The sequence below is a fragment of the Ensifer sp. ENS06 genome, from assembly GCF_014852205.1.
Classification (GTDB): Bacteria; Pseudomonadota; Alphaproteobacteria; order Rhizobiales; family Rhizobiaceae; genus Ensifer; species Ensifer adhaerens.
In genome coordinates, this window is the sequence record NZ_JACVBC010000001.1 from 949376 (window position 1) to 961692 (window position 12317).

The following is a 12317-nucleotide window of genomic DNA, read 5'->3' on the forward strand; positions in this document are numbered from 1 at the left end:
CGAAATGGCATGACGAAATCACCGCAGACCACAAGCTCGCAGCGCTCCAACCGCGTCGTCGTCGGCACTTGCCTCGCTTTCGTTGGCGGCATGGTGGGCATGGCCTATGCGGCTGTACCGCTTTACGACATGTTCTGCCGCGTCACCGGCTATAACGGCACGACGCAGCGCGTCGAGCAGGCGTCCGACGTCATCCTCGACGAGAAGGTCAAGGTCACCTTTGACGCGAACACTTCGGGGGGCCTGCCCTGGGAGTTCAAGCCGGTCCAGCGCGACATCGACATCCGCATCGGTGAAACGGTGCAGGTAATGTACAAGGCAAAGAACTTGTCGTCGAAGCCGACGACGGGCCAGGCGACCTTCAACGTCACGCCGATGCAGGCGGGCGCCTATTTCAACAAGGTCCAGTGCTTCTGCTTTACCGAGACGACCCTGCAGCCGGGAGAGGAGATGGAGATGCCGGTGGTATTCTTCGTCGATCCGGACATGGTCAAGGCGGTGGAGACCAAGGACATCAAGACGCTGACCCTTTCCTATACCTTCTATCCGCGCGAACCGTCGAAACCGGTCGCACAGGTGAAGACGGAACAGAACAAACTTTGACTGGAGGTCCTTTTCGGCTATGCCGGAAGGGCGACAAGAGAGAGACATATCGGGGATTACTGACATGGCCGGTGCGCATCAGAAGAATCACGACTACCACATCATCGACCCGAGCCCCTGGCCGCTGCTTGCTTCCATCGGCGCCTTTGTCATGGCGTTCGGCGGCATCTGCTACATGCGTTACCTGTCGGGTAGCTCGCTGAAGATCTTCGGCCTCGAGCTTGCCAACGTCTGGATCCTGCTCGCAGGCCTCATCATCGTGCTCTACACCATGTACGGCTGGTGGTCGGACACGGTGAAGGAAGCGCACGAGGGCCACCACACCCGCGTCGTTTCGCTGCATCTGCGCTACGGCATGCTCATGTTCATCGCTTCTGAAGTGATGTTCTTCGCGGCCTGGTTCTGGGCCTTCTTCGATGCGAGCCTGTTCCCGGGTGAAGCCATCCAGGCAACCCGCGCTACCTTCACCGGTGGCGTCTGGCCGCCGAAGGGCATCGAAGTGCTCGATCCGTGGCACCTGCCGCTCTACAACACCGTCATCCTGCTTTTGTCGGGCACGACGGTGACCTGGGCGCATCACGCGCTGCTGCACAATGACCGCAAGGGCCTGATCAACGGCCTGACGCTGACGGTCGTGCTCGGCGTGCTGTTCTCCTTCGTCCAGGCGTACGAATACGCCCACGCTCCCTTCGCCTTCAAGGACTCGATCTACGGCGCGACCTTCTTCATGGCGACCGGTTTCCACGGCTTCCACGTTCTGGTCGGCACGATCTTCCTGCTCGTCTGCCTGTTCCGCGCACTGCGTGGTGACTTCACACCGAAGCAGCACTTCGGCTTCGAAGCGGCCGCCTGGTACTGGCACTTCGTTGACGTCGTCTGGCTGTTCCTGTTCTTCTCCATCTACATCTGGGGAAGCTGGGGCGCGCCGATCGCGCACGGCTGATAGCGCGAGCATCTAAGTCAAGGAACAAGGCGGTTGCAGTCATGCAGCCGCCTTGTTCTTTTGGTGGTGTGCCCGCAGATCGGCTTGAGGGGAGACGGAAATGAAGTTGGCCTTGGTGGCTGCGACGCTAGTGGTATCCGGCGGTTTTCCCGCTGCGGCGGCCGATAGCGCGGACAGGGTTGTCGTGCACAAGGAGCGGCGGCTGTTGCAGCTCTTGCAAGGTGACCAGGTGATCCGTGAATACACGGTTGCGCTCGGCGGCAACCCCATCGGTCACAAGCGTCAGGAGGGAGACCAGAGGACGCCGGAAGGGCTCTATTCTCTCGACTGGCGCAATCCCGGCAGCGGTTATTACAAGTCCATCCACGTCTCTTATCCGGCGCCGGCCGATGTCTCTGCCGCTGCCGCGAACGGTGTCGATCCGGGCGGTATGATCATGATCCATGGCCAGCCCAATTATTTCGGCTGGCTGGCCTTTTTGACGCAGCGCTTCGATTGGACGAATGGCTGCATTGCCGTTACCAATGCCGAAATGGAAGAAATCTGGGCCATGGTTCCCAACAACACGCCAATCGAGATCAAGCCGTGAGTGAAGACAAGGCACATTTCCCGCCGGTTGACCCGGTGATGACCGGGATCAAGGGGCTTTGCCCGCGCTGCGGCCAGGGCAAGCTTTTCGACGGGTTTCTGAAGGTCAAGCCCGCCTGCGCAAGCTGTGATCTCGACTACAAGTTCGCCGATGCCGGCGACGGTCCGGTGGTCTTCGTGATCCTGATCGTCGGCTTCATTGTCGTCGGCGCGGCGCTCTGGGCGGAGGTCAACTTCAACCCGCCGCTCTGGCTGCATTTCATCTTGTGGATCCCGCTTGCGGTGATCTTCAGCCTCGGCCTGACGCGGATGCTGAAGGGTATCCTGATCAACCTGCAATACCGCAACAATGCGCGTCCCGGCGAGATCGACCGTGGCTGAGATCGCGACCAGCAAAAAGCGTGGCCTGATCGGCCGCATCGGCACGTTGCTGCTGCTTGTCGCTACATTTGCCATTCTTGTCTCGCTCGGTACCTGGCAGATGCAGCGGCTACACTGGAAGGAAAGCTTGCTTTCGGCCATGGCCGAGCGCAGGTCTGCGCCGCCGGCGACGCTTGCCGAGATCGAGAAGATCCTCGCTGATGGTGGCGACATCGACTACCGCACGGTTTCGGTGACCGGTGGGTTCGACCACACCAAGGAGCGGCATTTCTTCGCGACGTTCAATGGCCGCACCGGCTATTACGTCTTCACGCCGCTACGGCTGGACGACGACCGTTTTCTCTTCGTCAATCGCGGTTTCGTGCCTTTCGAGCAGAAGGATGCATCGACCCGGCTTGCCGGCGAGCTTCCCGCCTTCGTCGGCGTTCATGGTCTTGCAAGGCCGAAGCTTGACGGAAAGCCGTCGTCGCTCGTTCCCGACAACGACCTCGCCAAGAACATCTTCTACTGGAAGGATCTCGACACGATGGCGTCTTCGGTCGGCCTTCCCGCCGACAAGGTCGTGCCGCTGTTCGTCGATGCCGATGCGACGCCCAATCCGGGCGGTCTGCCGATTGGCGGTGTCACCCAGTTCGACCTGCCCAACAACCACCTGCAATATGCGCTGACCTGGTATGGGCTGGCGGCGGCTCTGGTGTTGGTCAGCGGCATCTATGCAATGCGGCGCGGGCGATAGTCGCGCGTTTGCCGTCATGCTAACCGTGTGGGACGAACGGCGGTGGGAGCAATTATGACGATCATTGCAAACACATTGATTGCTTTGACCGGCTTGCTGCATATCGGTTTTCTGGTGCTGGAAATGTTCCTGTGGACCGGGCCGAAGGGAAGGGCCGTGTTCCCCATGACGGCCGAGAAGGCCGAGGCGACACGGGTGCTCGCGGCCAACCAGGGGCTCTACAACGGCTTTCTTGCCGCCGGTCTGTTCTGGTCGTTGATCCAGGCGGAAGCCGCCTTTGCCTTTCAGCTGAAGGTGTTCTTCCTTGTGTGCGTGGTCGTTGCCGCTATATATGGCGCGTGGTCGGTCAAGCCGCGCATCCTCCTCATCCAGGGCGGCCCGGCGATCGCAGCGCTCGTTTTCCTACTAATGGCATCCTGATCCATGGCATCATCAGCGGCAGAAAAATCCCCGATCACCATCCGCCTTTGCGGCCCGCGCGGCTTTTGCGCCGGCGTCGACCGCGCGATCCAGATCGTCGTCCTGGCGCTGAAGGAATTCGGCGCACCGGTCTATGTCCGCCATGAGATCGTCCACAATCGCTACGTCGTCGAAGGCCTCGAAGCCAAGGGCGCAATCTTCGTTGAAGAGCTCGACGAGATCCCGCCGGAGCACCGCAAGCAACCGGTCGTCTTTTCGGCGCACGGCGTGCCGAAATCGGTGCCCGCCGACGCGGATGCCCGCAACCTTTTCTATCTCGACGCCACCTGTCCGCTGGTCTCCAAAGTCCACAAGCAGGCGATGCGCCACAACCGCCTCGGCCGCCATGTGGTCCTGATCGGCCATGCCGGCCATCCGGAAGTGATCGGCACTATGGGCCAATTGCCTGAAGGCACGGTATCGCTGGTCGAGACCGTCGAGGACGCCGACGTCTATCAGCCGCCGGACCCGGACAATCTTGGTTTCGTCACCCAGACGACACTGTCGGTCGACGACACCGCCGGCGTCATCAAGCGGCTGCACGAGCGCTTCCCGAACCTGACGGCGCCCGCCGCCGATTCGATTTGCTACGCCACCACCAATCGCCAGGAGGCGGTGAAGCAGGCAGCACCCGGCTGCGACCTGTTCCTGGTCGTCGGCGCGCCCAACTCGTCCAATTCCAAGCGGCTTGTCGAGGTGGCCCTTCGGGCCGGCGCGAAAAAATCAGTGCTGGTCCAGCGGGCGTCGGAAATCGACTGGGACGAAATCGGCGATATCTCTACGGTCGGCCTGTCGGCCGGCGCGTCTGCGCCGGAAGTAATCGTCAACGAGATCATCGAGGCGTTTCGCGAACGCTACGACGCTTCGGTGGAACTTGCCGATACGGTCGAGGAAAACGAGAACTTCCTCGTAAACCGCGAGATCCGCCACGTGCCGCTGACGGCTGCCGACATGGCCTTCGTCAACGGCGAATAAGCCGCATTCCCTGCCCGCATTTTCTTGAGAGTGGACACCCTTGGCCGTTTACACCGATATTACGGAAGACGATCTCGCCCGTTTTCTCACCGCTTACGACGTCGGCCAGCTGACCTCCTACAAGGGGATCGCCGAGGGTGTCGAGAACTCCAATTTCCTGCTGCACACGACCAAAGGCTCCTACATCCTCACGCTCTACGAAAAGCGCGTGAATGCCGGCGACCTGCCGTTCTTCCTGGGCCTCATGCATCATCTGGCCGAGCGTGGGTTGTCCTGCCCGCTGCCATTGCCGCGCGCCGACGGCGAGTTGCTCGGTGAGCTCTCCGGCCGCCCTGCCGCCGTCATCTCCTTCCTCGAGGGCATGTGGCTGAGAAAGCCTGAAGCCAAGCACTGCCACGAAGTGGGCAAGGCGCTGGCGGCCATGCACGTCGCCGGCGAAGGCTTTGCGCTGAAGCGCACCAATGCGCTCTCCGTCGGCGGCTGGCGGCCGCTCTGGGTCAATTCCGAAGTGCGCGCCGATGAGGTTCAGGCAGGTCTCAAGGACGAGATATCGGCGGAGCTCGAACATCTGGAGCGCCATTGGCCGAAATCGCTGCCGGAAGGCGTCATCCACGCCGATCTCTTTCCGGACAACGTCTTCTTCCTCGGCGACCAGCTCTCCGGGCTGATCGACTTCTACTTCGCCTGCAACGACTATCTCGCCTATGACGTCGCCGTCTGCCTCAATTCCTGGTGCTTCGAGAAGAACGGCTCCTACAACATCACCAAGGGCATGGCGATGCTTTCGGGCTACGAGAGCGTGCGCAAGCTGACGCCTGCCGAGGTCGACGCCCTGCCGCTGCTTTGCCGCGGCTCGGCGCTGCGCTTCTTCCTGACGCGCCTCTACGACTGGCTGATGACGCCCGCGGGCGCGTTGGTGGTCAAGAAGGATCCGCTCGAATATCTGACGAAGATCCGCTTCCACCGGGCGATTACGTCCAGCGCCGAATATGGCCTGCGCCGGGACGGGGGGCAGGCATGAAACATGTCGATATCTTCACCGACGGTGCCTGCTCGGGCAATCCGGGGCCGGGCGGCTGGGGCGCTGTGCTGCGCTATGGCGAGGTGGAAAAGGAGCTGTCCGGCGGCGAGGCCGAGACCACCAACAACCGCATGGAGCTGCTGGCGGCAATCTCGGCGCTCGACGCCCTGAAGAGCGCCTGCGAGGTCGATCTCTACACCGACAGCAAATATGTGATGGACGGCATCTCCAAGTGGATCCACGGCTGGAAGAAGAACGGCTGGAAGACTGCGGACAAGAAGCCGGTGAAAAACGGCGAGCTCTGGCAGCGGCTGGACGAAGCCAATCGCCGCCACAAGGTGACATGGCACTGGGTCAAGGGCCATGCCGGTCATCCGGAAAACGAACGCGCCGACGAGCTCGCCCGCAAGGGCATGGAACCCTACAAGAAGGGGCGTCGTTCGGACTCACTTCTCGTGAAATGAAAAAAAACGGGCCGCTGAGGCCCGTTTTTCATTTGCACTCGCTTCTGCGCTCAGAGCTGCTCGAGCATGGCGGCGGCGCCCGAAACGGTCGCCTGGCCAGGGCTTTCTTCGAGATTGAGCGACTTCACCACGCCGTCCTCGACGAGCATCGAATAGCGCTTGGAGCGCACACCGAGCGTGCCGGCCGACAGGTCGATGTCCATACCGAGCGCCTTGGTGAAGGCGGCGTTCCAGTCCGAGAGGAAGTGAATCTTGCCCATGCCGCCCGACGTGGTCGCCCAGGCACCCATCACATGCAGGTCGTTGACCGAGACCACGGCGATGTCGTCGACACCGCGGGCAAGGATCGCGTCGCGGTTTTCGAGATAGCCGGGCAGGTGGTTGAGCGAGCAGGTGGGCGTGAACGCGCCGGGAACGGCAAAGAGCACGACGCGCTTGCCGGCAAAGAGCTGATCGGTGGTGACCTCGACGGGACCGTCGGCGGTCTTTTCCTTGAAGGTTGCGGCTGGCAGCTTGTCTCCGACGGCAATGGTCACGGCACTCTCCTTGCGTTGCTTGCGTCTCGTTTCTCCGCACTTGTCGGAGAACTCGGCGGACTATAGATGCGCCCTAATCAAAGGCAAGGGTCGTCTCCATGCTGCGGCCCTGGGCGCGCACAGTCAAAACGATCGGCTTGCCTTTGAGTTCCCTGTCCTTGCCCGTGAGCCTCACCGGAACGGCTGCGTTTAACGCCTTGTCGCCTGCAGGCTGGATCTCGGGCTTGCCGAACGAAATACCAGAAGGTCCGGCGAGAAAGAGTTCCGGATCCTTGTCGTCGGCGGGCAGGCGAACCGACAGATGCATCAGCGCCTTGTCGGCATCGTAGCGGCTCGCCGTCACCGAGAAATCAGCCGACGGCGCCTCCGGCAACGCGGCAACGGCATCGTCGATCCGCGCGCCGTCGAGCGGATTGTCGAAGCCGCCTTGCTTGATGGCGAGCGTTAGCTCGCCCTGAACCGGTATGCAGATGTCCTCGCAGATGCCGAGGAACACGGAGGCGCGAATGGTAACGTCGCCGCTGCCGTGGACGCGCTTCAAGGTCAGCGGAAAGGCGACCGGCCTGTCATAGCCGATGTAGCGCACGACGCCGTCGTCGAACGTCTTGGGCACCGGGAAGCCGATCTTTTCCAGCTCCACGTCGCCTGCCGGGTCGAGCGTCACCTGCGGGGGAATGCCGCTTGCACCCGGCTCGCGCCAATAGGTCTTCCAGCCAGGGTTGAGCTTGACCTCCAGCGTCGCCGGGATCGTGCCATCCTCTTTGGGCTGGGCGGCGACCAGACGGATCATGCCGCCGGGGGAGGTGACCCACTCGCTGGTGGCCGCGTTGGCGCCGGAGGGGAGAAAAAAACAGCCGGCAAGGCTTGCCGCGCCGATGAACTGGGCCATTTTCTGGTGGGTGAAGCACTGGATCATATGGCAAGCAATATCGCTTTTGCCAAAACCGCTCCAGACGCTGCGACGGACGCAACGATCATAATTGCTTGATCGGACACGGCGAAGTGAACGCCGTGCGTGCAATAATTATGGGCCGCGACGCTGAGGCGCTTTTCATTTCGCGGCGAATTGATAGGCTGTGCGCATGATGGCTACTCCGATGGCGCAAAAGAGACGCGAGCGAGGCTTTCTTGACGGTCAGTTCCTGATCGCCATGCCCGGGATGTTTGACGCCAATTTCGCTCGCACGGTCATCTTCATCTGCGCCCATTCGGACGATGGCGCCATGGGCTTCATTCTCAACCGGCCGCAGCAACTGACCTTCCCCGACGTGCTGCTTCACCTCGATCTTCTCGATGAGGACGAAGCGATCCGACTCCCGCAGGTAACACGGGATTTCCAGATTCAGGCGGGCGGTCCGGTCGAGACCGGGCGCGGCTTCGTGCTGCATTCCGACGATTATCTGAGCGATTCCAGCATTCCCGTCAGCGACGATATCTGCCTGACGGCGACGCTCGACATCGTCCGCGCCATTTCGCGCGGGGAGGGGCCTGTGCGCGCGACAATGATGCTCGGCTACGCCGGGTGGGGACCGGGCCAGCTCGAATCGGAAATCACCCAGAATGGCTGGCTCACATGCCCGGCGCGCGATGAACTGATCTTCGACAAGGCGCTCGACGACAAATACGATCGGGCGCTGGCGCTGATGGGTGTTTCGGCCGCGATGCTCTCCATGGATGCCGGTCACGCCTGATTGGCGGCTGACCGACCTTTCCCAGATCCTTGATGCAGAAATGAAAAGCCCGTCGGATTGTAACCGACGGGCCTGGAGACGTTGGTTTGCGCGCTGAGCGGCGTCGCCTTGGCGATTACGCCCGCTTCATCAGTGGAAAGCGTTCCTTCAGCAGGCGCTGGATCGATTCCGAACCGATCGGCGGACCGAAGAGGAAGCTCTGCCCATAGTCGCAGCCCATCTGCGACAGCTGGATTGCGTCGTCCTCGGATTCGATGCCCTCGGCCACCACCTGCATGTCGAGCTCGCGCGCCATCGTGATGACGGAGCGCAAGAGGATGCCGCGCTTGTCGCTTGGGTCGCGCACCAGCGCCTTGTCGATCTTGATCGTGTCGAAGGGGAAGCGGGTGAGGTAGGAGAGCGACGAGTGGCCTGTGCCGAAGTCGTCGAGTGCCAGCTTGAGACCGGCTTCCTTCAGCTTTTCGAGAACGAGACGGGCCTGCTCCGGATTTTCCATTACCAGCGATTCCGTCAGCTCCATCTTCACCTTGCCCGGGTCGCAGCGGTTCTTGGTGAGAATGGCACGGACGTCGTCATAAAGCTCATTGTTGAGAAGCTGCGCGCTCGAAAGGTTGATCGAGACGAAGATCGGCAGGTCGCCGGTCTGTAGCTGCCATTCCGTCAGGTCACTGGTCGCCCGGTCGAAGGCGAACATGCCGAGCTGGTTGATGAGGTCGGAATTCTCGGCGATCGGGATGAACTCGGTCGGCGAGATGTTGCCACGCTTGGGGTGATCCCAGCGCATCAGGGCCTCGAAGCCGGCGATCTCGGCATCGTTCAACCGCACGATCGGCTGGTAGACGAGAGAAAGTTCCTTGCGCTCGATTGCCTTCTTGAGATCGGCTTCAAGCTGCATGCGGTCCGAGCCGGAGGTGCGGAAGGCCGGGCGGAAAGGCTCGACGCGGTTGCCGCCTTCCTTCTTGGCCCGAAACATCGCGAGCTCTGCATCGTCGAGAAGGCCGGTCGCACTCTGTTCCTGGTCGAGCCAGGAGACGAGCCCGATCGATGCGGTCAGGTTGATTTCGCGGTTGCCGTAGTTGAGGGGCACCATGATCGCCTTGCTCACCGCATCGGCGAAATCGGCGACTTTGGCCGGATCGCGCTCGGACATCAGGATCAGGCCGAACTGGTCGCCACCGAGGCGAGCCAGCGTATCCTGCGGGCGCAGCAGCCGGCGCAGGCGTCGCGTCAGCGCGATGAGGATGTTATCGCCGGCGGCAATGCCCAAGAGATCGTTGACCTGCTTGTAGCGGTCGATGTCGATCGCAAGCACCGTCGGGCGGACCGAGTTGCTGCCGTCGGCCATCAAGAGCATCGCCTGCAGCCGGTCGAGGAAGACCTGACGGTTCGGAAGCCCGGTCAGATTGTCGAGCAGGGCGTTGTGCAGCAGCCGTTCGACCGAGTTGCGCTGTTCGGTAATGTCGATGATCGTGCCGACGCAGCGGATGATTTCGCCGTTGGCACCAAGCACCGGCCGGGCACGGATCGAGAGCCAGTGATAGTGGCCGTCCTCGGCGCGTACGCGGAATTCATGGTTCAGCTTGCCGCGGCGGCGTTCCAGCAACACGTCGAGCGTGGCGCGGAAGCGGTCGCGATCGTCAGGGTGAAGCCGCGGAAGCCAGTTGCGCAAGGGGCCGTGCATGCTGCCGAGCGACAGGCCGAGCTGCGTCGAGATATCGGGCATCGTCACCACCCGGTCGCGGGCGACGTCCCAGTCCCAGACGGTGTCGCCGGAGCCGGTGAGCGCCAGCGACTGGCGCTCGAGATCGGAGAACAGGCCCTGCTGGTAGCCGCTGCCGGCGACCGCGTGCTGCATGACGGTAAAGCCGATCAACAGTACGATCAGCACGAGACCACCGCCGAGCGCCGGCTGCACGATGTCGTTGGCGAGCTGGCCGGTGACCGTCAGCCAGGCGCCGAAGAGCCAGACGAGGATCAGCAGCCAGGCGGGAACGAGAAGGATCGCGCGGTCGTAGCGGTTGAAGCCGAGATAGGCGATCAGGACGATGCCGACCGTGCCGGTCAGCGCGAAGGAGAGGCGGGCGATGCCAGATGCGATCGCCGGGTCGTAGACGGCGACGCCGAAGAGCAGGCCGAGGCCGAGGATCCAGGCGAGCGTCGCATAGCCGAGATGCTGGTGCCAGCGGTTGAGATTGAGGTAGGTGAACAGGAAGATCACGAGGCCGGCCGCAAGGAAGACCTCTGTGCCCGCGCGCCATATTCGCTCGTCCCCGGCCGTCACGCTGATGAGCTTCGACAGGAAGCCGAAGTCGACGCAGATATAGGCGAGAACGGCCCAGGCAAGGGCGGCCGTTGCCGGCAGCATCGAGGTTCCCTTGACGACGAAAAGGATGGTCAGGAACACCGCAAGCAGGCCGGCAATGCCGAGCACGATGCCGCGATAGAGCGTGAAGGCGTTGACCGTATCCTTGTAGGAGTCCGGCTCCCAGAGATAGATCTGCGGCAGTTCCGGTGTTGCCAGCTCGGCGACGAAGGTGATGATGACGCCCGGCGCCAGTGTGATGCGGAAAACGTCCGCCTCGTCGCTCGGTTCGCGGCTGAGCGCGGAGCCTTCGCTTGGCGTGATCGAAAGAATGCGCTTGGAGCCGAGGTCCGGCCAGAAGAGCTTGGAATTCACCAGTCGGAAATGCGGTGCGACGATCACGCGGTCGAGCGGCTCGGCCGAAACGTTGGCGAGCGCGAACACAGCCCAGTCGCCCTGATGGTCCGCACTGTTGGAGCGCACTTCGATGCGGCGCACGATGCCGTCGGTTCCGGGTGCTGTCGAAACCTGAAAGGCTTCGTTGCGGCCGCTGTAGATTTCGGTCGTTGCCGTCAGGTCGAGCGCCGTGTCTTCACGCGAAATCTTGACCGGCTCCAAAGCCTGGGCCGCGCCGCCGAGCGCACAGAAAATCGTCGTGAGCGTTATCAGAAACGCTGCCAGCTTGGAGGCTGACCAGGCGAAGTGCGAGCGGGCTAGAGGCATCAAAGGGGCATATTCCTGTTCGGTAGGGCATCGTCGGACAGGAGAGAAAAGAGCAGATGGTCTCGCCACTGGCCGTTGATTCTCAAGTACTGTCTTAAATAGCCTTCACGCTCAAAACCGGCCTTTTCAAGGAGCCGGATGCTTCTTGAGTTGTCCGGAATACAGGCTGCTTCAATACGGTGCAACTCAAGGGTCGAAAAGATGTAGGGGATCGCGAGCCTGAGGGCCGCAAACATGTGGCCTTTGCCCGCGTGGCGCGCGCCCATCCAGTAGCCGATCATGCAGTTTTGCCCGGCGCCGCGGCGAATGTGGCCGATCGTCAGTCCGCCGAGCAGGACCTTGCCTGGCTTGTGGAAAAGGAAGAGCGGCACCGCCTGGCCGGAGGCATATTCCTGCTCGTTGCGGACGACCCGGCCGCGGAAGGCGCTTTCGGTCATTTCGTCGGTGCGCCAGGTCGGCTCCCACGGCTCCAGGAAGGCGCGGCTGTCGCTTCTGAGCTGATACCACTGGCGATAATCGGAATAGCGGGGGAGGCGAAGCAGGTAATTCTGGTCGGCGATTTCGACCGTCTCCGGCTGCCGCGACAGGAACCGAAAAACCGATCGTGTCATAGCTGCCTCCGAGGCCGTTCCGTTTACGCGCGAGGACCTTATACCATCCGCCCGACGGCACGTCTTTGCGCCGTCACAAATCGAAACGTTGCACAACTTTGCGCGCAAATCGAATCCGATTTTGCGAAAAGTCGCAAAGACTTCACCATTCGGACATGCGGTCATCATCCGTGGCGCGCCGGCTGGCCGAACGCAGTTTCCAGGCGACGCTGGAAAGCGCCTTCCGTGCGAAATTGCGCAATGTTTGGGAGGCCGGGATCGCTTCATCGTTTTGATGAAATGGA

General features: G+C 62.0%; 14 protein-coding genes. 10 read left to right on the forward strand and 4 right to left on the reverse strand.

Going from position 1 to position 12317, the window contains the following annotated elements:
• Positions 1–9: 9 nt before the first annotated feature.
• The 9 genes from IB279_RS04650 to rnhA all read left to right on the forward strand — a co-directional run bounded on the left by IB279_RS04650 (position 10) and on the right by rnhA (position 6170).
• Positions 10–603 carry a cytochrome c oxidase assembly protein gene (locus IB279_RS04650; protein ID WP_034801235.1) on the forward strand — a complete coding sequence of 198 codons (594 nt, stop codon included), beginning with the start codon at positions 10–12 and terminating at the stop codon, positions 601–603.
• Between the two features lie 64 nt (positions 604–667).
• Positions 668–1546 (forward strand): cytochrome c oxidase subunit 3, encoded by an 879-nt coding sequence (locus IB279_RS04655; protein WP_034801236.1) that lies wholly within the window; start codon positions 668–670, stop codon positions 1544–1546.
• Between the two features lie 100 nt (positions 1547–1646).
• Entirely contained in the window at positions 1647–2135 is a 489-nt protein-coding gene (locus tag IB279_RS04660; protein ID WP_113187046.1) for a murein L,D-transpeptidase family protein, read from the forward strand.
• Complete coding sequence (locus IB279_RS04665; RefSeq protein ID WP_034801241.1) at positions 2132–2515, forward strand: DUF983 domain-containing protein; 384 nt, start codon at positions 2132–2134, stop codon at positions 2513–2515. Before IB279_RS04660 ends, IB279_RS04665 begins: the two co-directional genes overlap by 4 nt.
• Positions 2484–3251, forward strand: a complete 768-nt coding sequence (locus tag IB279_RS04670) for an SURF1 family protein (protein ID WP_034801243.1) — start codon at positions 2484–2486, stop codon at positions 3249–3251. The genes IB279_RS04665 and IB279_RS04670 overlap by 32 nt, the downstream gene beginning before the upstream one ends.
• Before the next feature lie 54 nt (positions 3252–3305).
• Entirely contained in the window at positions 3306–3671 is a 366-nt protein-coding gene (locus tag IB279_RS04675; RefSeq protein ID WP_113187047.1) for a DUF1304 domain-containing protein, read from the forward strand.
• Positions 3672–3674: 3 nt separating this feature from the next.
• Complete coding sequence (gene ispH, locus IB279_RS04680; protein WP_034801247.1) at positions 3675–4685, forward strand: 4-hydroxy-3-methylbut-2-enyl diphosphate reductase; 1011 nt, start codon at positions 3675–3677, stop codon at positions 4683–4685.
• 40 nt (positions 4686–4725) lie between these two features.
• On the forward strand, positions 4726–5706 hold the full coding sequence (locus IB279_RS04685) for a homoserine kinase (RefSeq protein WP_060516301.1): 981 nt from the start codon (positions 4726–4728) through the stop codon (positions 5704–5706).
• Positions 5703–6170, forward strand: coding sequence for a ribonuclease HI (gene rnhA / locus IB279_RS04690; protein WP_034801253.1), 468 nt, complete (start codon positions 5703–5705; stop codon positions 6168–6170). Before IB279_RS04685 ends, rnhA begins: the two co-directional genes overlap by 4 nt.
• A 50-nt stretch (positions 6171–6220) precedes the next feature.
• On the opposite strand, the gene IB279_RS04695 is transcribed toward rnhA, so the two are convergent.
• Together IB279_RS04695 and IB279_RS04700 are read right to left on the reverse strand one after the other, a co-directional pair.
• Positions 6221–6706, reverse strand: a complete 486-nt coding sequence (locus IB279_RS04695; protein WP_034801256.1) for a peroxiredoxin — start codon at positions 6704–6706, stop codon at positions 6221–6223.
• Positions 6707–6779: 73 nt separating this feature from the next.
• Positions 6780–7622 (reverse strand): protein-disulfide reductase DsbD domain-containing protein, encoded by an 843-nt coding sequence (locus IB279_RS04700; RefSeq protein WP_113187048.1) that lies wholly within the window; start codon positions 7620–7622, stop codon positions 6780–6782.
• Between the two features lie 169 nt (positions 7623–7791).
• Between IB279_RS04700 and IB279_RS04705 the strand changes: the two genes are divergently transcribed.
• Complete coding sequence (locus IB279_RS04705) at positions 7792–8397, forward strand: YqgE/AlgH family protein (protein ID WP_034801471.1); 606 nt, start codon at positions 7792–7794, stop codon at positions 8395–8397.
• A gap of 115 nt (positions 8398–8512) precedes the next feature.
• Here the strand turns inward: IB279_RS04705 and IB279_RS04710 are convergent, their stop codons facing one another.
• Both IB279_RS04710 and IB279_RS04715 read right to left on the reverse strand, forming a co-directional pair.
• Positions 8513–11422 carry an EAL domain-containing protein gene (locus tag IB279_RS04710; protein ID WP_113135459.1) on the reverse strand — a complete coding sequence of 970 codons (2910 nt, stop codon included), beginning with the start codon at positions 11420–11422 and terminating at the stop codon, positions 8513–8515.
• A complete protein-coding gene (locus IB279_RS04715; RefSeq protein WP_192339104.1) occupies positions 11422–12033 on the reverse strand; it encodes a GNAT family N-acetyltransferase in 612 nt (203 codons plus the stop codon). Before IB279_RS04715 ends, IB279_RS04710 begins: the two co-directional genes overlap by 1 nt.
• Between the last annotated feature and the right edge of the window lie 284 nt (positions 12034–12317).